Source organism: Acinetobacter sp. YH12205 (genome assembly GCF_013418125.1).
GTDB lineage: Bacteria > Pseudomonadota > Gammaproteobacteria > Pseudomonadales > Moraxellaceae > Acinetobacter > Acinetobacter towneri.
In genome coordinates this window covers 51772-73167 of record NZ_VPCQ01000006.1, presented here as the reverse complement: position 1 = coordinate 73167, position 21396 = coordinate 51772, and the positions used below count along the sequence as shown (strand labels likewise).

Sequence of the window (21396 nt, the reverse complement as noted above, 5' to 3'; positions counted from 1 at the left end):
GAAGATTAATTATAATTTATTGTTCAATAAGAATAGATAAATTCTGAGCAGAATCTATGTCAAAAATAGTATGGGGTGGAATGGGGGTTGCAGTGTTGGCAGGAGCTGTTACTGCAGGAAATTTATATGCAGATAAGAGCCTGCGTGAGCATTATCAACAAAATTTAAATCCTGTACCCAATGTGAGCGTCCAATATACGGACTACGACATGGGGACTTTAACAGGTACTGCCAAATGGAAAATGACCATTATTGCAGACCCATGTAATGCTAAAGAAAAACTGGTGTTTCACGGACAAGATCAAATTCAGCGGACATGGAAAGGTTACCAAATTGATTCTAAAATGAATCTGGAACAAGGGCAGGGACAATTTTCCGAGTTCTTTCAGCAGCCTCTAAATGTGACAACGCAAGTGAATTGGTTGGGTGTATCGACCACGAAATTGAGCATACCTGCTATAGAGAAAAAAGAAGCAGGACTTGAAGCTAAATTTTCTCCTATGCAGATTGAGTTTCAGGCGAAACAAAGTCAGGGGCAGCAGAAAATTGTAAATATGAGTTTTGATGTGCCTCAATTGACGGTGCTGGATCAATTTGGACATCTTCAAGTAAAAGGCATGCAGTTTAAAACCAATCAGGCTTTGAATGTGCAGTCTTTAGAGCCGGGCTATTTCCAATTCAGTATTGCAGAAATGCAGCGTCAAGACCCAAAAGCAGTGGGTTCAGGCAAAATGAAAGACTTCAGTTGGCGTATGGATACTCAACTGCATGAGCGCACGGTAGATATTCAATCGAAATTTAAAATTGCCGAGTTAGGTTTAAATAATGTGCCTGCCATGCAAGACCTGCAAGTGAATTGGGATGTTAAAAACTTGCAGCGCAGTAAAATGCAGACGTTTCTTGATATTGTGCAAAAACAAAACAACTCATGCCTAGAAGCGGAAAACTTTGAGAAAGATGTACAACAAGCCTTGTTGGCTGTGATTAATGAGGGCTTTCAGTTCGAATCCAAGAAGAATCAGTTGAAATTAGGCACAGGCAGTATTCGGGCAGATTTGGTTGGTAAAGTGATGCCAGGGCATCAAACCACTGTAGAAGGCTTAGCGAAAATGTTCCCAAGTTTGCTAGAAGTGCAAACCGATGTGAGTTTTAACAAACAAGTAGTCAAAACTATTATGAATAATTATATGAATGCTGCGGGTAAAAGCATGTCTGATCAAGAATTAGAACAGATGCTCAGTGCGATGCAAAGCAATCAGCAAATTCAACGTGATGGTGATGAATTTAAACTGTCGATGCATTATCAATATGGTGAAAAGAAGTTTTTAACTGGTCAATAATCTAGATACTGATCTACGATACAACAAAGCCTGTTCAAATGAACAGGCTTTGTTGTATTGCCATATCGTTTATTTAAACAGGCGGGTGCTGAATTTTCCAAGCACGGTGGATTTTGGTGTTGCGTTTGAAATCTTGCCCAATAGTTTCATGGCTAATTTCCTGCACATCAAACATGGCTTCAATTTCTTCATCCATTTCAAAACCACGGTAGTTGTTGGAGAAGTACAGCGTTCCGCCTGTGGTTAAGCGGTTCATGGCACGCTTAATTAAAGAAACGTGGTCGCGTTGTACGTCAAATGTTCCGTAGAACTTTTTAGAGTTTGAGAAAGTTGGTGGGTCAATAAAGATCAGATCATATTGTTCATGACCTTCTTTGAGCCATTCAAAACAATCACTGGCAAAGAATTGATGTTGTTCATCGGCATGGTCTACCGTTAAACCATTCAATACAAAGTTTTCTTTAGACCAATTCAAATAAGTATTGGATAAATCGACGCTGGTGGTACTTGCTGCACCGCCAAGCGCGGCATGTAAACTTGCAGTTGAGGTATAACTGTATAAATTCAGGAAGTGCTTGCCACGTGCTTCTTTGGCAATACGTAAACGCATTTGACGATGGTCAAGGAACAAGCCTGTATCTAGGTAGTCGGTGAGGTTAACCAAAATTTTAGCCTGACCTTCTTGCACAATAAAACGCTTCGAGGCGGTACTTTGTTTGGTGTACTGGTTTTTACCTTCCTGACGGGCACGGGTTTTAATAAATACCGCATCGCGCCCTAAACCTGTGACAGCGCGAATGGCTTGTAAGGCAAGGTTAAAACGCTTTTTGGCTTTTTCAGGATCAATTTTTTTCGGCGGCGCATATTCCTGCACGTGCAAACGGTCGCCGTATAAATCGACTGCGACATTAAAGTCAGGTAAGTCTGCATCGTATAAACGCAGGCAATGCACATTTTCTTTCACCGCCCATTTTTTCAGGCTCTGCATGTTTTTTTGCAAACGGTTGGTGAAATCTTCTGCGCCTTCAATGGGTTCAAACTGTTGCGGTTGCCAATCTGCTAAGAATGGGCGTGCGAATGTTGCAGGTTTGATCGTACCAAAACGGACATAAATTGGCAGTTTACCGTTCATCAAACGTAAAATTTGCGGGTCATTGAAAGCCAACACATCGGCTTGTTCAACTTGGGCTGCAATGACGGCTGCTTTTTGATTTGGGAAATGCTTTTGCAAGAGGGCAGACAGACCCAAATATAAGGCACGGTTCGAGGCTTTATCGCCCAAACGCTCACCATAAGGTGGGTTGGTTACAATAAAGGCCTTTTTACCTTCGGCTTGAAAGTCGGGCCAGTCAGCCAAAGTACGTTCTTCAATTTGAATCTGATCGAGCAGACTTTCAAAACCTGCTGCAATAATATTTTGCTTGGTGGCTTTGACTGCTTCCCAGTCGGCATCGAAAGCATAAAATTTTGGCAATGGTTGTTGTAATGCAGTTTGATGGCGTTCAGCCGCTTCTGCTTTAATGGTCATCCATAATTCATGGTCGTGACCTTGCCAACCGTTAAAACCGAAACGACGTACCAAACCCGGTGCACGGTCAGTCAGCATCATCAATGCTTCAATAATAAACGTACCCGAACCACACATTGGGTCTAAAATAATGTCGGGTTGAATTTGTTGTAATTGACCTTTTTGCAGAATCGCTGCGGCAAGGTTTTCTTTAATTGGGGCATCGGTCATAAAACGACGATAGCCGCGTTTATGCAGTGAATCGCCAGATAAATCTAGGCAGTATGTATGTTCTTTTTTACCTGCCAACACGTATAAGGTAATTTCAGGCTGTTTGATGTCAATGCTTGGACGTTTGCCCACTGCATCCATAAATGAATCGACCACACCATCTTTAACGCGCAAGGTCGCAAATTGGCTGTTCACTTTAATGTCACGCTCTATATGCAAACGCACTGCAAAAGTACTTTGTGGCGCAAAAATCAGTGACCAGTCAAAGCTCAGCGCACCTTCATAAAGCTCTTCGGCTACATCGCGCGCGTCGTGACTAAATTCAATTTCGTGTGTGTGAATTGGTGTAAGGACACGTGAGGCTAAACGTGACCACATGCAGACACGATAGGCATTTTCGAGTGTGCCTTTGAAAATTAAACGACCCGGTAAACGTTCGATATTTTGAATACCTAAACCTTGCATTTCTTCTTGCAATAAGGTTTCAAGTCCATCTGCACAGGTGACCCAATATGTAGAAAGACGGGGTTTCGAATTCATGAAAATTTCCAAAAGCAATTCAGCAATCGGCTATTTTACCGTATTTTGTGCTAGAAAACTTAGTGATTTAGCGTGAATCGTGCAGAATTTTAAAGGTCTAGGTTTGAAGAGCTTCAGGGCATTTTTTACTGTTTTTTTCTAAAAAGGCAATGAGGATGTAATGACATCTCTAAAAAATTTTGAGTGATTGTATTGCGGAAAAATAAAAACCTGAATATTCACATGATTGGTATGTATTTTGCTCATACATTGTTGTGATGGTGAACATTTTGCAGATGAGCATCAAACACTGCAAAACAACAATGAAGCGATAAGGGGAATATTTAAATGACCACGGCTACTTTAAACACGGCACAGGCTTTAACAGCAAATAACGAGATTTTTTCAGTTGCCACTTTAATTTATACGCGATTAAGACGGGTCAGTGGACGTGTGATTGATGTCATGTATCTGGTTGAAAATTCAGACTATGCACGTGCTGTGCTGCAATTGGCGCTCGCTACACACGATGAGGAATTGTGCCGTTATGCGCTGCGCTTAAACAGTATATTGGCTAACTTAATGGATGCTGATGCAGAAATAACGTCGCCACAGACTGAAGCGCAGCAATTAGATGCAGTAGAAAATATAGAAAATATAGATGACTTGACTGAACCTACAGCTGAAGAAATTTATCGGGCGCAGGTGTCCCATCATTATATAGGGGCACTGCGTTAAACGGTGAATTGTACAGACTATGCCTACATAGCCTGAAGGTTGCGTAGGCAGTTGTAGGCGAAGATTGACCCACCAGATGTTCATCAAGCTCATATCAAGATGATTGGCTAGCAGAGCAGTTAAATATAAATGCCATCCTTTCACATCGCTTTGTAGAGTATTAAGCATGAAAGAAAGTGTAGATGAGTCTGCATGACTTAATTTTTAAAATCATAAGTTTCTTTTGACTAAATCATGCCAAGTTACACTGCTTTGCCAAATCAATTTCTGTATAATGCGTTAACTTAACGTATAAGGAATCTCTCATGCATTTGGCGGCATTGCATACTCCGAGCCAGATTCAATTGAATAAAGATGGGCATTTAAAACACTTTTTAACCATCGAAGGTCTTTCCAAAGAAACCCTCACCCAAATTCTGGACACAGCACAGTCCTTTTTCAATGAACAAAACCAACTGATCACCAATAATTTGCTCGAAGGGCGCACGGTGATGAATTTGTTCTTCGAAAACTCTACTCGTACCCGCACCACATTTGAAGCCGCAGCCAAGCGTCTTTCTGCCAATGTACTCAATATTGATATTGCCCGTTCAAGTACCTCTAAAGGTGAAACTTTGCGTGACACTTTGTGGAACTTAGAGGCGATGGCTGCTGACATTTTTGTGGTGCGTCATTCATCTTCAGGTGCAGCACATTTTATTGCTAAAACGGTTTGCCCAAAGGTTGCCATTATTAATGCGGGTGATGGCCGTCATGCACATCCAACGCAAGCGATGTTGGATATGCTGACCATTCGCCGTGAAACCCAACGACCTTATGAAGAATTAAGTGTTGCGATTATTGGTGATATCAAACATTCACGCGTGGCGCGTTCCGATGTGGCTGCCTTGCAAACACTGGGCTGTAAAGACATTCGCGTGATTGCACCGAACACCTTGTTGCCCTACGGTTTTGATGAATATGGCGCAGGCGTGCGTTTATTTAACAAAATGGAAGAAGGCATTAAAGATTGCGACGTGATTATCACCCTGCGTATTCAAAATGAACGTATTGATTCGCCAGCACTTGCCTCACAAGCCGAATTCTACAAAATGTACGGTTTAAACAAAGAGCGTTTGGCGCTTGCAAAACCAAACTGTATTGTGATGCATCCTGGTCCAATGAACCGTGGTGTCGAAATTGATTCAAGCATTGCCGATGGGCCTCAATCGGTGATTTTAAATCAAGTAACCAACGGTATTGCGGTACGTATGGCGGTATTGGCCTTGGCGATGCAAGGTCAATTGCAAGAACAAGGTTTGATTGACGCGATTGCGGTATAAGGAAAAAGTCATGGCGATTGTAAAAATTGAAAATGTACGTGTGCTTGACCCAATCCAGCAAATTGACCGCGTACAAACGGTATATCTTGAAAATGGCAAGTTGGTTGCAGAAAGTGCAGATATTAGCGAAAGCATAGATGCCCAAGGTCAATGGCTCATGCCAACTATGGTCGATTTATGCGCACGTTTACGTGAACCTGGTCAGCAACAACATGGCACGCTCAAATCTGAAGGCAAGGCCGCACGTGAAAACGGAATTCTGCACTTATTTACGCCACCCGATTCTAAACCAATCGTGCAAGACAACGGTGCACTCATTCATGGTTTGGTCGAAAAAGCCATGTTGGATGGTGGCATTTATTTAGAAGTGATTGGTGCACAAACTCAAGGTTTAAACGGCAAGCAGCCTGCCAATATGGCGGGACTGAAAAAAGGCGGCTGTAGTGCAGTGTCCAATGCCAATGCACCTTTTGAAGATGATGATGTCGTGATTCGCACACTGGAATATGCTGCAGGTTTGGACATGACCGTGGTGTTCTATGCCGAAGAACCGCAAATTGCTAAAGATGGCTGTGTGCATGAAGGTTTTATTGCATCGCGTCAGGGCTTGCCTATGATTCCAACTTTGGCAGAAACCGTAGCGATTGCCAAATATTTGCTGATGATTGAAGCCACAGGTGTACGTGCGCATTTTGGCTTATTGTCTTGTGGTGCATCAGTTGAATTGATTCAACAAGCTAAAGCCAAAGGTTTGCCTGTCACTTGCGATGTGGCGATGCATCAACTGCATTTAACCGATCAAATTATTGATGGTTTTAACTCGTTAGCGCATGTACGTCCGCCACTGCGCTCAGAGCAAGACAAAGCATTACTGCGTCAAGGTGTAAAAGATGGTGTGATTGATGCGATTTGTACTCATCATGAGCCGTTAAATAGCTCTGCAAAAATGGCACCATTTGCAGATACTTTGTCAGGTTTTACTGCATTTGATACTTATATTCCATTTGGGATTCAACTGATTCAGGAAGGTCTGTTCAGTCCATTGGAATGGGTAGAAAAAGTGACACTTGCACCTGCGCGTGTGGCAAAAATGCAAAGTCGTTGGGAACAGGAAGCGGGTTGGGTCTTGGTTGATCCAGAAGTGGAATGGACACTGAACAAAGAAACGATTGTGTCACAAGGCAAAAATACGCCTTTGATTAATCAAGTTGTAAAAGGCAAAGCAGTACGCGTCTTTACTGCTTAATATGCTCTGATTGATATTTTATTTTCAAGTTTAAATAAGAGTCAGCTTCGGCTGGCTTTTTTATTGAATTTTAACAATCCCCAAATAGAAAATCGAAGAAGAGACTCTACATTCCGTTGACTCAAATTTCACAACAAAATCAAAACACCACAATTTATTACATTTGTTTAAATTTTAAGCATATACACTAAAAAACAACTTGAAAACAAAGACAAAAAAGAGGGCATATATATGCAAACAGATTTTATAGACTTGCTCAAACAAAGTGTGTCATCCATTGTATTGGAAGGGGAAACCCAGCATTTGCTTGAAAAAAATCAGGCATTAAATAGTTTTTATCCCATTTTATTGTCTATTTTAAATTCACGACCTGAACTGATTGACAATCTGCTGCGACAACTGAATCCACGTGTGGGCGATGTATTTGGTTCAAATCTATCTTTAAAACAGCAGTTTTTAGATTTGGTCAGCGGCACAGCACCGCAAACCGAAATTGAAAACACCCTGAATCGTTCAATTGCACCAAGTTTAAACTTTTTGGAAAATCAGGCAGGTTCATCTGACCCAGTTGCAATTCAGCATTTACTGCAAAACAATTTAGATTCAATTCAGGCGGCTTTACCGCAGTGGGCAACAGCATTATTGGCTGCTTTGGGGGTAAATAATGCTGCGGGCCAAACCGTACATCAAGCACCTGAAGTCATTGTGACTGAGCCCGTAGAAGAACGCCGTTCGTGGTTATTGCCAATTTTAGCTTTAATTATTTTAATTGGTTTATTGGCATTTTTATTCCGTGCATGTAGTGACCGCAACCAAGCGCCTGCAACCACACAGACCCAAGTGGCAGCCAATCAGGCTGCAATGTTGCAAGTCAGTACAGGCAGTGATGGTAATTTGGTGACCTGTCAAATTTTGCTGAATAGTCCAAGCTATATGGAAATTCTGCAGAATGAAGTGAAGCAAATTTTCAATCATCCAACAGGTTGTGGTGCAGAAAATTTTGCCAACTATCATTCGGAATTTATTGATCAGGACGTGATTCCAAGCGTTTTAAAAATGCTGAAAGGTGTACCGAATGTCAATTTAAACTGGGTGGGTAATCAACTGTCTATTCAAGCCGCGAACCCTGCCGATGCAGAGCGTTTAGCCAGTCAAATTCGTCCATTGGCTAAAAACATGACCGTAGTGACTCAGCAACCTGCAGAAACTACAGTAACCGATGTTAATCAGGCTGTAACCAGCAGTATTAGCAATGCAGAGCAGGCTTTGGCTGCAATTAACCCTGACAATATTCAAGCTTTGGATGTTGCGACGGCACTCAATATGCAAATCATTAATTTTGATTCTGCATCGACTGAAATTCCAGCAGCCAATAAGTCTATTTTAGATCAGGCTGCGGTATTGATGCAGCGCGCGCCACAAGTGCAATTAACCGTGAAAGGGCATACCGATGCCGTAGGTGATGCCAATGCCAACAAAACTTTGTCACAACAACGTGCGCAAGCAGTGGTCGATTATTTAGTATCACGTGGTGTAAATCCGGGTCAATTGCAAGCCATTGGTTTTGGTTCAGAGCAGCCGATTACAGCAAATGCAACCCCAGAGGGTCAGTTTAAAAACCGCCGGATTGAGTTTGAAGTCTTGAATGTAGATACAGGCACAGTGCGTAGTGTGGAAGATGCAGGCGTGGTAGAGCAAAAGACGCCTCAATCTTAAACAGGTTTATTTTCTTGTAAGATTAAACTTGTATTGAGCCTTCACTTTGCAAAGTGAAGGCTTTTTTTATTGCAGATCAGTGCCGAAGTATCGTGCAAATATCGAAATTGAAAGTAATTTTTGAATGCTCTTTGGTTTGAGGAATAGTTTTATAAATTAGTGATTTGTTGAGTAGATTGAATAAGTTGAGTGGGAAAGTATGAAAGTCAAAACAAACCCTCTCCCTTGTATTAAGTTTTAAAGCAGTGCATCAAAACTTGCAAAGGAGAGGGTTATTCACTCGAGATAAATTCATCAAGCTGCGACTTTTTGTAAGGCAACACCTGTGACTTTTTGAATTTCATCAAAACTGACATCGGGTGCAAGTTCAATCAACTTTACGCCTTGTGGAGTAATATCAAGCACGCCTAAGTCGGTAATGATACGATGCACCACCGCTTTACCTGTGAGTGGCAAACTGCACTGCGATACAATTTTAGGCGTACCATCTTTGGCACAATGTTCCATCAGCACTACAACTTTTTGTACGCCTGCAACCAAATCCATTGCACCGCCCATACCTTTAACTTTCTTGCCGGGAATCATCCAGTTGGCAAGATCGCCTTGTTCAGAAACTTCCATTGCCCCTAAAATAGCGATATTGACATGCCCGCCACGAATCATGGCAAAGGAATCTGCGCTAGAGAAAAAAGCCGCACCTTTACGCGCTGTCACAGTTTGTTTACCTGCATTGATCAGGTCGGCATCTACAGTTTCGGCAGTTGGGAACTCACCAATGCCAAGCAAGCCATTTTCGGACTGTAACCAGACATTGATATGTTCAGGAATATAATTGGCGACCAGTGTGGGTAAGCCAATGCCTAAATTGACATAAAAACCATCTTCTAATTCTTGTGCAGCGCGCTGCGCCATTTGATTACGCGTCCAAGCCATGTCTTAAGCCTCCGCCTTTAAAGTCATTTGTTCAATCCGTTTTTCTGGGCTTGCATTGAGGACAATGCGGTTCACATAAATACCAGCTAAGTGGATTTCGTCGGGGTCTAAATCGCCAATTTCAACGATTTGTTCAACTTCGGCAATGGTGATTTTGCCTGCCATAGCACAAACAGGATTAAAGTTTTGTGCTGTTTTACGGAAAATAAGATTACCCGCTTTATCTGCTTTGTAGGCTTTGACCAAAGCGACATCTGCAGTCAAAGATTCTTCTAAAATATAATCTTTGCCGTTAAATTCACGGACTTCTTTGCCTTCTGCAATGACAGTGCCTACACCTGTTGGGGTGAAAAATGCAGGAATACCCGCACCGCCTGCGCGTAATTTTTCTGCCAGTGTGCCTTGCGGGGTAAGTTCAACTTCCAGTTCACCGCTTAAAAACTGGCGTTCAAATTCTTTATTTTCGCCGACATAAGATGAAATCATTTTTTTAATTTGTTTGGTTTCAAGCAATAAGCCTAAACCAAAACCATCGACCCCTGCGTTGTTGGAAATACAAGTCAGCTGTTTCACACCTGTATCTTTTAACGCAGCAATCAAGGCTTCAGGAATACCGCATAAACCAAAACCACCCACCGCCAAGGTATGCCCATCTTGAACCACGCCATTTAATGCAGCTTGTGCGCTGTCATATACTTTATTGGACATTTGTCACCTCTTTATTCTCTGCACGGCATTCACTTGCCATGTTGTGTTGTTGCCATCCTTATTGCTTATGTTCCAATGCTATTGAGGATGAAATGGGTTTTAAGCACAAACCTTTTGCCAGTAGGCATTGGCATAGTGAGATGGATTATCACGCTGTAAGATATTGCTGATGTTGCGACTGGCTTGCATCAGCGGCTCTAACCGCACACCTGTTTCAAAACCCATCTTGGACAGTAAATAGTACAAGTCTTCGGTAGACACATTGCCCGATGCACCTTTGGCATACGGACAGCCACCCAAACCAGCAATGGATGAATCAAATACACGAATGCCTTGTAAGAGCGATTGATAAATATTGGCAATCGCCATGCCGTAAGTATTGTGAAAATGACCTGCTAAAACTTTGGCATCGACCTCTGCCAAACATGCATCCCAGACTTTTTGCACACGGTCAGGGGTTGCTGTACCAATGGTTTCACCCAAAGACACTTCATAGCAGCCCATGTCCAATAATTGCTGTGTGACTTTTGCGACTTGTTTCGGGTCAATTGCGCCTTCATAAGGACAGTCCACCATACAAGATACATAACCACGCACGCGAATGTTGTGCGCTTTGGCTTGACGCATGACATCGCTAAATTTTTCCAAACTTTCTTCAATTGAACAGTTGATATTTTTTCGGGTAAAGCTTTCAGAAGCGGCGGTAAACACGGCAACTTCTTTGCAACCCACCGCCAAAGCCGACTCAAAACCTTTTGAGTTTGGGGTCAGTAAACTGAATTGAATGTTTGGGTTTTGTGGCAGGCTGGCAAACAGCACATCGCTGTCTGCCATTTGCGGTACCCATTTGGCCGATACGCAAGAACCGACCTCAATGCTGCTTAAACCTGTTTGCATTAAATCCAAAATCAGGTTTTTACGGTCTGCCAAAGTGAGTGGCGTTTTCTCATTTTGCAGACCATCTCGTGGGCCAACCTCTACAATTTTGACAAATTCAGTCATGCAACTTCCTCCGTCAAGGCTTCAAATTCAACCAGTTCATCGCCTGCTTTGACCTGATCGCCCGCTTGGAAGTACGAACTTGCCACAATGCCATCGAAAGGCGCACGAATTGAATATTCAATTTTCATGGCTTCCAGTGTCATCAGTACATCATCTTTTTTCACACGGGCATTGGCTGCCACCAAAACTTGGGTGATTACACCCGGCATTGGTGCAGTCAGATTGTTGGCATTGTCTTGTTGATCATCGCTGTTAAAGTTTGCTTGTACATAGCTAAACACATGACGCTGACCGTTTTGGAACAGGGTGATGCCTTGCGCATGTTGGTTAAATGCTATTTTTTGTTGCTGACCATTGATACAAACCTGTAGACGATGTGCATCCAAAAGCTCGCCTTGAACGCTCAGCGTTTGCCCATTGTAGTGAGCCTCAAAACCAGAAGTGCATGGTTTTAACTGGATTTTGAGTGTTTGGTCATTGCACTGTAATTGCACTGTGTGGGCGCTTTGCTGATTTAAGCGCCAGAAGTGGTCTTTTTGCCAAACCGCGTTGTTTGCCGCTTTGTTGTTTTGAATACGAGAAAGTACATCAATTAACGCAGCTGCAACGACAGTTTCTGTAGCGACTTCAGGTTTTGCGTTAAGTAAAAATGCTTCCTCACGTTGAATAAGCCCTGTATCCAAATTGGCATGTTTAAAGGAATCACACAGCACCAAACGATCCAAGAATGCAATGTTGTTGCCTAAACCATCGACGTGGAACTGACCTAAAGCATGGTGCATTTGCGTTAATGCTGCTTCACGGTTTTTACCCCAAACAATCAGTTTGGCAATCATTGGGTCGTAGTAGGTGCTGATTTCATCACCTTCGACAATCCCGCTATCGACACGTACGGCATCATTTTGCTCTGGATAATGCAGATAGCTGATTTGACCAATGGCAGGAATAAAGCCTTTTTCTGGTTCTTCGGCATACACACGCGCTTCAAGGGCATGACCATGAATTTGCAATTCATGTTGCTGTTTTGGCAATGGCTCACCAAAAGCAACTCGCAATTGCCACTCAACCAAGTCTTGCCCTGTAATCATTTCTGTGACGGGGTGTTCGACCTGCAAGCGGGTATTCATTTCCATGAAATAAGCAGTACCGTCTTGCTCGACAATAAACTCTACCGTACCTGCGCCCACGTAATTTACAGCACGTGCGGCATCAATTGCGGCTTGGCGCATAGTTTCGAGTTTATCTTCTGGCATTTTTGGTGCAGGTGCTTCTTCAAGCACTTTTTGGTGGCGACGTTGTACCGAGCAATCACGTTCAAACAAATGCACGTAGTTGCCGTGAGTATCGCCAAAAACCTGTACTTCAATATGACGTGGTTGAATCACATAGCGTTCAATCAGCACATCTTCATTACCAAAGCTAGAACGTGCTTCACTTTTACATGAAGCGAGTGAGCTGAGAAAGTCTTCACTGCGTTCTACTAAACGCATGCCTTTACCGCCACCGCCTGCACTGGCTTTAATGAGCACAGGATAACCAATGCTGTCGGCTTGTTGCTTTAAAAATGCCGCATCTTGATTGCTGCCGTGGTAGCCCGGAGTTAGTGGCACACCTGCTTTTTCCATCAAGGCTTTAGAGGTTGCTTTTAGACCCATCGCCAAAATGGCTTCAACTGGCGGGCCAATAAAAACAATATTGTTGTCTTTACAGGCAAGTGCGAATTGGTCATTTTCAGATAAGAAACCATAACCCGGGTGAATCGCTTGTGCACCTGTGCTTTTGGCTGCCTGAATAATACGTTCAACTTGCAAATAACTTTGTGCCGCAGGCGATTCACCAATATAAATGGCTTCGTCTGCCAGTTTAACGTGTTGTGATTGCGCATCGGCATCTGAATACACCGCGACAGTCGCAATCCCAAGTTTTTTTGCGGTACGAATTACACGGCAGGCAATTTCACCACGGTTGGCAATTAAAATCTTTTCAAACATCGTGCGATCCTTCTTTTATTCTGCCGTGGTCTTGATCCAAGCCGGGCTTTGTTTATTTAAAAAAGCATTTAAGCCATTTTTCGCCTCAGTTCCTTGGCGAACATGTGCAATATGCTGTGCAGTTTGTTGGAGTAAATCTTCGGTCAAAACTTGATGATTAACCATCTGAATCAGTTGTTTAGAAGCATGTTGCGCTTCTGGGCCACCAAGCAATAAGGCTTGCACAATTTCATCAATTTTGCTGTCTAAGTCTTCGGCTGAAGTGACTTCATGCGCTAAACCAATTTGCTGTGCCTGTTCTGCAGAAATACGCTCTGCCGTTAAAAAGTAACGTGATGCCTGACGTGCGCCAATCGCACGAATGACGTAAGGGCTAATGGTAGATGGTGCTAAACCTAAACGTACTTCAGAGGTCGCAAACTTGGCATCGGTGCTGGCAACGCAAATATCACAGGCAGCTGCCAAACCCATACCACCACCAAAGGCAATACCATGCACACGGGCAATAGTCGGTTGTTTTAACGTCGCTAAACTTTGCAGCATTTTTGCCAGTTTTAGGGCATCGGCTTGATTTTCTGCTGTAGAAGCTTGACCTGCCTGTTTCATCCAGTTCAAATCTGCACCTGCAGAAAAGCTTTTGCCGCGTCCTGCCAAAATCACCACTCGAATATCATCACGGCTATTCAGTGCCTGAAAGCAGGCGTGTAATTCTTCAATTACCTCTGTATTGAAAGCGTTATGCAATTCCGCACGATTAATCCAAACCGTAGCCACTTGGTTGTTCTGTTCGAGCTGTAAAAACTGATAATCCATTTTGTCACCTCTTACATGCGGAACACGCCAAATTTGGTCGGTTGGATGGGTGCATTGAGGGCAGCGGCTAAACTTAATGCCAAAACTTCACGCGACTGTGCTGGATCAATCACACCATCATCCCATAAGCGTGCAGACGCATAATATGGATGACCCTGACGTTCGTATTGTTCACGAATTGGTTGTTTGAACTGATCTTCTTCTTCTGCAGACCAGCTACCACCTTTGGCTTCAATCTGATCACGCTTTAAGGTAGACAATACGCTCGATGCTTGTTCGCCACCCATCACTGAAATACGTGAGTTTGGCCATGTCCACATAAAACGTGGTGAATAAGCACGACCACACATCCCGTAGTTACCTGCACCAAAAGAACCGCCAATCACCAAAGTCAGTTTAGGCACATTGGCTGTGGCAACCGCCATCACCAGTTTGGCACCATTTTTGGCAATGCCTTCATTTTCATATTGGCGTCCAACCATGAAGCCTGTGATATTTTGAATAAATAACAGGGGAATGTTGCGTTGGGTGCATAGTTCAATAAAGTGTGCGCCTTTTTGTGCCGACTCGGAAAATAAAATACCGTTGTTGGCAATAATCCCGACAGGCATACCATATAGTTTGGCAAAACCTGTAATTAATGTGGTGCCAAAGCGCGCTTTAAATTCATCAAAACGTGAACCATCGACAATACGGGCAATCACTTCACGTACATCAAACGGTTTACGCGCGTCAGTCGGAACAATGCCATACAGTTCAGAGGCATCGAATAATGGTGCTTCTATATGCTCAGGCTGCGGGTTTGGCTTTTTATTTAAATTGGCAACGATGTTGCGGGCAATTGCCAAGGCATGTTCATCATTTTCTGCCAAATGATCGGCTACACCTGAAAGGCGAGTGTGTACATCGCCACCACCCAAGTCTTCGCTGCTAACCACTTCACCTGTTGCGGCTTTAACCAGCGGTGGGCCGCCCAAGAAAATTGTCCCCTGATTACGCACAATGATGGTTTCATCTGACATGGCAGGGACATACGCACCGCCTGCGGTACAACTTCCCATCACAACGGCAATTTGGGCAATGCCCATGCTCGACATACGCGCTTGGTTATAGAAAATGCGTCCGAAATGATCACGGTCTGGAAAGACTTCATCTTGTAGCGGCAAATATGCACCGCCAGAATCGACCAAATAAATACAAGTCAGGTGATTCTGTTCGGCAATTTCCTGTGCGCGTAAATGCTTTTTCACAGTCAGTGGATAGTACGTTCCACCTTTTACTGTGGCATCGTTGGCAATGATCATGCAGGTCACGCCATTCACTTGACCGACACCCGCCACTACACCCGCAGCAGGGACATCATCCTGATAGACCTGATAAGCGGCCAACTGACCAATTTCAATAAATGCAGTACCCGGATCGATCAGGTGGTCAATCCGTTCACGTGGCAGTAATTTGCCACGGTCTAAATGTTTTTGGCGTGCAGTTTCGCCACCACCCAAAGCAATTTTTTGGACTTTTTCTCTGAGGTCATCGACTAGGCTTTGCATCGCAGCTTGGTTGTTTTTAAACTCGTCGCTGCGAATATTAATTTTGCTCTGTAATTGATTCATGCCAACATCCTTGTCTATTCTTGTGATTTATTTTTAGGCAGTTTCGTTAAACAATTCACGGCCAATCAACATACGGCGAATTTCTGAAGTACCCGCACCAATTTCATAGAGTTTGGCATCACGCCATAAACGTCCTGCAGAGAACTCATTGATATAGCCATTACCGCCCAAGGTTTGAATGGTTTCACCTGCCATCCATGTGGCTTTTTCGGCAGCGTATAAAATGGCACTGGCTGCATCTTTACGTAAACTACGGCTGTGTTCAGCTTTGTCACATTCTGCGCCAACGGCATAGACCAGTGCTTTACATGCCAACCAAGTCGAATACATATCGGCAATTTTGCCTTGCATAAGCTGGAATTCACCCAATGCCTGACCAAACTGTTTACGCTCATGAATATAAGGAATCACGGTATCCATGCAGGCATCCATAATGCCTAGCGGCCCTGCACTTAAAACTGCACGTTCATAGTCCAGTCCACTCATTAGTACTTTTGTACCATTGCCCACACCGCCCAAGACGTTTTCTTTTGGTACTTCAACATTGTCAAAGAACAATGGATAGGTATTTGAGCCGCGCATCCCGAGTTTGTCTAAATGGCTGCCGTGGCTAAAACCTGACATGGTTTTTTCAATTAAGAAAGCAGTCATACCTTTGGCGCCTGCCTGTAAGTCAGTTTTGGCATACACCACCAAAACATTGGCATCACCGCCATTGGTAATCCACATTTTTGAGCCGTTGAGCAAGTAATGATCGCCTTTATCTTCAGCTTTCAGTTTCATGCTAACCACGTCTGAGCCTGCATTTGGTTCAGACATTGCCAAAGCGCCGACGTAATCGCCTGAAATCAGTTTTGGTAAATAGCGTTGCTTCTGTTCTTCTGTCCCATTTCGCTTAATTTGGTTCACACATAGGTTAGAATGAGCACCGTAAGACAAACCAATGGATGCTGATGCACGAGAAATTTCTTGCATGGCAATGATGTGAGCTAAATAGCCTAAGTTAGTGCCGCCGTATTCTTCACTCACGGTTAAGCCAAGTAAGCCCATATCGCCAAATTTTTTCCAAAGCTGGGCAGGGAATTCGTTATCACGATCAACCTGTTGAGCAATGGGTGCAATTTCCTTTGCACAAAAAGCAGCGATTGAATCGCGCAGGGCGATTAAGGTTTCATCTAAGCCGAAGTCTAAGCTTTGTAAAATCATGTGTTCATCCATCCTGTGGTTATATTTGTTGTCCCTAAAACAAGCATTGTTGTTGTGCTTAGGTTCTAACATACATCGAAAATTTAAAAAAGTGAACTAAAATTCACAAAATGATTTACAATTCATTTTATCTGGTTGAGAATAAGATATGAGTTATAAAAGATCATCATTGATGCAGGAACGTATGGAACAAAATCGCATGGCGATTTTAGATTCTGCTCGTGAACTTATTGCTCATGGGGGCTTTAAAGAAGCGTCTATCCAAGCCATTGCAGAACGCGCAGGCGTATCTACAGGTTTGGTGTATCGCTACTTTGAAAATAAAAGTCAGATTTTGATTGAAGTTTTATCGGATGCGATTCGTCGTGAGGTCGAAATTTTGGACCACATTGCGAAGTCAGATTTAAGTGCAAAACAAAAATTGCAAAAATCTGTCACCACTTTTGTGAAGCGTGCGATGAACAGCCCTCAATTGGCGTATTCGTTAATGTTCGAGCCTGTAGACCCAGAAATGGAACATGAGCGTTTTCGCAGTAAACAACTGATCAAACAGAGCATCAAGGAAATTTTGGCTGAAGGAAAAGTCAATGGTGAGTTTGATTTTGAAGATTTGAACACTGCTGCTTTAGGTGTGGTTGGCTCCATGACCTTTGTAGTGATTGAACCTTTAAACCCGTCTCGCAATGTGATGTTTGATCAAAATTATAAAGATTACTTTGTCAAACAAATTGCCGACTTTTGTGTAAATGCAGTGCGAAAACAGCAGGGAGGGTAGTAAAAACAACGCACAAAACAGGCAAAAAGTAATCGTCGTCATAATGGAAAACAGAATTACAAAGAATCAAGGAGATCGATTCAATGACACAAGTACGGTTAAGTTATGCCTATGGCACCAGTAATCAGCCTTTGTTAGGCATGACCATTGGTGAAAAGTTTGATCAGGCTTGCCAGCAATATGCAGATCAGGATGCTTTGGTAAGCGTGCATCAAAATGTGCGTCTGACCTATAAGCAACTACAGCAACAGGTCAATGCCTTTGCCTGTAGTTTGTTAAAACTCGGTTTTAAAAAAGGTGACCGCCTTGCCATTTGGTCTCCGAATTGTGTGGAATGGACGATCACTCAATTCGCAGCCTTTAAGGCAGGGGTGATTTTGGTGAATTTAAACCCAGCCTATAAAAGCAATGAACTGGAATTTGTGCTCAACAAAGTTTCCTGTAAAGGTTTGGTAATTGCATCGCAGTTTAAAAGTACCAACTATCAGGACATCTTAACGAAAATTGCCCCAGAGCTGTGTCAGGCAGACAATAAAGTCCTCAACGCCAAGCGTTTACCGCATTTAAAGCATGTGATTAAAATTGATGATCAAGCACATACAGGAATGCATCGTTTTCAGGATTTATTGACAGCTCCAACCACACACATGCTGAAAAAACTGCAACACATTGCTAGTGAGTTGCAGTTCGATGAAACCATTAATATTCAATTTACCTCAGGCACGACGGGCAATCCGAAAGGCACTATGCTGACCCACAACAACATTTTAAATAATGGTTACTTTGTAGGAGAAGCAATTCATTTAAGTCCACAAGACCGTGTTTGTATTTCCGTGCCCCTGTTTCACTGCTTTGGTATGGTGATGGGTAATTTAGCTTGTATCACACATGGTTCAACCATGGTCTATCCATCGGCAGTGTTTAACCCGCTCGATACCTTAAAAGCCATTCAGCAAGAAAAATGTACAGCTGCTTACGGCGTACCGACCATGTTTATTGCCATTTTAGAGCATGAACAGTTTGATGAATTTGATTTATCTAGCTTGCGTACAGGCATCATGGCAGGCAGTCCGTGTCCGCAAGAAATTATGCAACGCGTCATCGACCGTATGCACATGGCGCAAATCACCATTTGTTATGGCATGACCGAAACAGCGCCTGTGAGCGCACAAAGTTCGACTGAAGATTCGGTGGAGCGTCGAGTCAGTACGGTGGGGCGTGTACATCCACATCTGGAAGTAAAAATTGTCGATGAAGAAGGCAAAGTCGTGCCGCGCGGACAGTTAGGAGAATTGTGTGTGCGTGGTTATTCAGTCATGCTGGGTTACTGGGATGAACATGACAAAACCCAAGAAGTCATTGATGTTGCACGTTGGATGCACACAGGCGACATTGCAGAAATGGATGATGAAGGCTTTGTAAAAATCAAAGGTCGCATTAAAGATGTGGTGATTCGTGGCGGTGAAAACCTGTTCCCGAAAGAAATTGAAGATTTCTTATATACTCACGATGCGGTCTGCGATGTGCAAGTAATTGGCGTGCCAGATCATCGTTATGGTGAAGAACTATGTGCCTGTATTATTTTGCATGAACACCATGAATGTACCGAAGAGGCAATTCGCCAATACTGTGCAGAACACATTTCACACAATAAAGTCCCACGTTATGTGCGCTTCTTTAGTGAATTTCCAATGACCGCTTCAGGCAAGGCACAGAAATTTAAATTACGTGAATTTATGCGTGAAGAATTAAATTTAAAGGAAATTGCTTAAGGCATTATTTCAGCTATTTACTGCTGCAAGATCGACCTTTTAATTTTGTCAGCACACACCCTTTATTTCTCACGCAGAGATAAAGGGATACTCTATACAGGAATAATCACACTAAAAATATATCGCATGCTCGGCTTAATAAAAGATGGCACAAGTTTAAGCATGATGCGTGATAATCAAGGATGAAAATAATGACCGTACGCAATGATTGGACTCGAGAAGAAATTCAGCAGTTATATGAACAACCTTTTCTGGATTTAGTCTTTGAAGCACAGCGTGTGCATCGCCAACATTTTGCTGCCAATACCGTACAAGTCAGTACCTTATTGTCTATTAAAACAGGCAAATGCCCTGAAGACTGTAAATATTGCTCGCAATCTGCGCATTATGATTCACAGCTTGAAGCTGAAAAACGTATTGCAGTTGATAAAGTCATTCAGGAAGCCAAAGAAGCATTAGCCTCAGGCTCTTCACGTTTTTGTATGGGCGCTGCTTGGCGTAATCCGCATGAACGCGATATGCCCTATGTTCTGGAAATGGTGCGTGAAGTCAAAGCTCTGGGCTTAGAAACTTGCATGACTTTAGGGATGTTAAACCAATCGCAGGCAGAACGCTTAAAAGATGCAGGCTTAGATTATTACAACCATAACCTAGACACATCGCGTGAGTATTATCCTAATGTGATTAGTACCCGCTGTTTTGATGATCGCTTAAACACTTTGGATATTGTGCGTCAAACAGGTATGAAAGTATGTAGTGGCGGTATTGTCGGTTTAGGTGAAGATACCCAAGACCGTATTGGTTTATTACATGAATTAGCGACTTTACCGTTACATCCTGAATCTGTGCCGATCAATATGTTAGTTCCGATTGAAGGTACACCATTGGCTGAAGTAGAAAAACTGGATGTGATTGAGTGGATTCGTACCATTGCAGTTGCACGTATTATCATGCCAAACAGCTATATTCGTTTATCTGCAGGGCGTGAATCATTATCTGATTCAGATCAGGCGTTGGCATTTATGGCAGGTGCGAACTCGTTATTCTCAGGTGAAAAGCTTTTGACCACACCAAACGCAGGCGAAAGCAAAGACAAACAATTGTTCCAAAAATTAGGCTTAGTGCCTGAACGTGCCAAGCCAACCGTTTCGGAATTGTCGGTAGATGCAATGGCTGTGGCTTAAGCAGATCTTGAAAAAGACTCAGATATTTAATGTCAGTAAATTAAAGAAGAATCATGTGATATGGCAAAAGATTTTCACAGTGCAACTGTGGTTGCAGGCTATGACAGTCATATTCGGAAACTCATTCCCGGATATGAATTGGTACATCAACACATCAATGCAATTTTAAGTAGTCATTTGCCCGAAACAGCACAAGTTTTAGTGGTGGGGTGTGGCACAGGCTATGAGTTGCAGTATTTACTGCAGCAACATCCACAGTGGCAATTTACGGCCATCGACCCATCTTTAAGCATGTTACAGCAGGCAGAAAAAAACATTCAGTCTGTGGCAGGGCATGAGCGAGTACGTTTTATACAGGCAGATACCCACCAATTTGCCCAACAAGCGCAGGTTGAAAATTTGCAGTTTGATGCGGCATTGGCGATTTTGGTGGCGCATTTTGTGCCAGTCGCAGAAAAAACATTATTTTTTCAAGATATTTACCAAACATTAAAACCTACAGCGATTTTATTAAGCTATGATCTGATGCAGCAGACTGAAAATATAGAACTGCGCTGGATGCAGAATTTGGCTTTGGATTGTGGTTTAACTACGACTCAAGCGGAAAAAATGCTTGCACGACTGGCCGATGATTTTCATTTAATTATGGCAGATGCGCAGGCAGCATTGCTTACTCAAGTGGGTTTTCGTCAGTGTAAAACATATTGTCAACTTATGAATTATTATGGTTTTTTTGCAGAGAAATAGTTGATAAATAACATTATTTAGTCAGTAATCTTT

The 21396-nt window shown here is 42.9% G+C and carries 17 protein-coding genes; 9 read left to right on the top strand and 8 right to left on the bottom strand.

Translation table 11 applies throughout. The features are described 5' to 3' along the window. Positions 1 to 56 precede the first annotated feature (56 nt). Positions 57 to 1340 carry a DUF945 family protein gene (locus FTU92_RS09685; RefSeq protein WP_004971558.1) on the top strand — a complete coding sequence of 428 codons (1284 nt, stop codon included), beginning with the start codon at positions 57 to 59 and terminating at the stop codon, positions 1338 to 1340. Positions 1341 to 1413: 73 nt separating this feature from the next. Here the strand turns inward: FTU92_RS09685 and rlmKL are convergent, their stop codons facing one another. Continuing rightward, entirely contained in the window at positions 1414 to 3618 is a 2205-nt protein-coding gene (gene rlmKL, locus FTU92_RS09680) for a bifunctional 23S rRNA (guanine(2069)-N(7))-methyltransferase RlmK/23S rRNA (guanine(2445)-N(2))-methyltransferase RlmL (RefSeq protein WP_180072271.1), read from the bottom strand. Between the two features lie 327 nt (positions 3619 to 3945). On the opposite strand from rlmKL, the gene FTU92_RS09675 reads away from it, so the two are divergent. The 4 genes from FTU92_RS09675 (at position 3946) to FTU92_RS09660 (ending at position 8619) form a co-directional block, all read left to right on the top strand. Beyond that, positions 3946 to 4335 carry a hypothetical protein gene (locus FTU92_RS09675; protein WP_104851793.1) on the top strand — a complete coding sequence of 130 codons (390 nt, stop codon included), beginning with the start codon at positions 3946 to 3948 and terminating at the stop codon, positions 4333 to 4335. Between the two features lie 305 nt (positions 4336 to 4640). Continuing rightward, positions 4641 to 5657, top strand: a complete 1017-nt coding sequence (locus FTU92_RS09670) for an aspartate carbamoyltransferase catalytic subunit (protein WP_004971550.1) — start codon at positions 4641 to 4643, stop codon at positions 5655 to 5657. A 10-nt stretch (positions 5658 to 5667) separates the two neighbouring features. Continuing rightward, a complete protein-coding gene (locus tag FTU92_RS09665) occupies positions 5668 to 6903 on the top strand; it encodes a dihydroorotase (RefSeq protein ID WP_004971548.1) in 1236 nt (411 codons plus the stop codon). A 231-nt stretch (positions 6904 to 7134) separates the two neighbouring features. Then, positions 7135 to 8619 carry an OmpA family protein gene (locus FTU92_RS09660; protein ID WP_180096160.1) on the top strand — a complete coding sequence of 495 codons (1485 nt, stop codon included), beginning with the start codon at positions 7135 to 7137 and terminating at the stop codon, positions 8617 to 8619. 294 nt (positions 8620 to 8913) lie between these two features. Here the strand turns inward: FTU92_RS09660 and FTU92_RS09655 are convergent, their stop codons facing one another. The 7 genes from FTU92_RS09655 to FTU92_RS09625 form a co-directional block, all read right to left on the bottom strand. Continuing rightward, a complete protein-coding gene (locus FTU92_RS09655) occupies positions 8914 to 9552 on the bottom strand; it encodes a CoA transferase subunit B (RefSeq protein ID WP_004971544.1) in 639 nt (212 codons plus the stop codon). 3 nt (positions 9553 to 9555) lie between these two features. After that, positions 9556 to 10260: a CoA transferase subunit A gene (locus FTU92_RS09650; protein WP_004971542.1), complete on the bottom strand. Its 705-nt coding sequence runs from the start codon at positions 10258 to 10260 to the stop codon at positions 9556 to 9558. A gap of 99 nt (positions 10261 to 10359) precedes the next feature. After that, positions 10360 to 11262, bottom strand: coding sequence for a hydroxymethylglutaryl-CoA lyase (locus FTU92_RS09645; RefSeq protein WP_096901054.1), 903 nt, complete (start codon positions 11260 to 11262; stop codon positions 10360 to 10362). Next, on the bottom strand, positions 11259 to 13253 hold the full coding sequence (locus tag FTU92_RS09640; protein WP_167845930.1) for an acetyl/propionyl/methylcrotonyl-CoA carboxylase subunit alpha: 1995 nt from the start codon (positions 13251 to 13253) through the stop codon (positions 11259 to 11261). Before FTU92_RS09640 ends, FTU92_RS09645 begins: the two co-directional genes overlap by 4 nt. A 15-nt stretch (positions 13254 to 13268) precedes the next feature. Further along, on the bottom strand, positions 13269 to 14066 hold the full coding sequence (locus FTU92_RS09635) for an enoyl-CoA hydratase/isomerase family protein (protein ID WP_004971533.1): 798 nt from the start codon (positions 14064 to 14066) through the stop codon (positions 13269 to 13271). 11 nt (positions 14067 to 14077) lie between these two features. Next, positions 14078 to 15679 carry a carboxyl transferase domain-containing protein gene (locus tag FTU92_RS09630; protein WP_131261348.1) on the bottom strand — a complete coding sequence of 534 codons (1602 nt, stop codon included), beginning with the start codon at positions 15677 to 15679 and terminating at the stop codon, positions 14078 to 14080. 33 nt (positions 15680 to 15712) lie between these two features. Next, complete coding sequence (locus tag FTU92_RS09625; protein WP_180096158.1) at positions 15713 to 16885, bottom strand: isovaleryl-CoA dehydrogenase; 1173 nt, start codon at positions 16883 to 16885, stop codon at positions 15713 to 15715. Positions 16886 to 17033: 148 nt separating this feature from the next. On the opposite strand from FTU92_RS09625, the gene FTU92_RS09620 reads away from it, so the two are divergent. The 4 genes from FTU92_RS09620 to FTU92_RS09605 all read left to right on the top strand — a co-directional run bounded on the left by FTU92_RS09620 (position 17034) and on the right by FTU92_RS09605 (position 21363). After that, positions 17034 to 17660 (top strand): TetR/AcrR family transcriptional regulator, encoded by a 627-nt coding sequence (locus tag FTU92_RS09620; protein WP_004971526.1) that lies wholly within the window; start codon positions 17034 to 17036, stop codon positions 17658 to 17660. An 83-nt stretch (positions 17661 to 17743) separates the two neighbouring features. Continuing rightward, positions 17744 to 19432 carry an AMP-binding protein gene (locus FTU92_RS09615; RefSeq protein ID WP_096901051.1) on the top strand — a complete coding sequence of 563 codons (1689 nt, stop codon included), beginning with the start codon at positions 17744 to 17746 and terminating at the stop codon, positions 19430 to 19432. A 191-nt stretch (positions 19433 to 19623) separates the two neighbouring features. Further along, positions 19624 to 20616: a biotin synthase BioB gene (gene bioB, locus FTU92_RS09610; protein ID WP_180096156.1), complete on the top strand. Its 993-nt coding sequence runs from the start codon at positions 19624 to 19626 to the stop codon at positions 20614 to 20616. A 60-nt stretch (positions 20617 to 20676) separates the two neighbouring features. Continuing rightward, on the top strand, positions 20677 to 21363 hold the full coding sequence (locus tag FTU92_RS09605) for a class I SAM-dependent methyltransferase (protein WP_004971520.1): 687 nt from the start codon (positions 20677 to 20679) through the stop codon (positions 21361 to 21363). Positions 21364 to 21396: the final 33 nt, after the last annotated feature.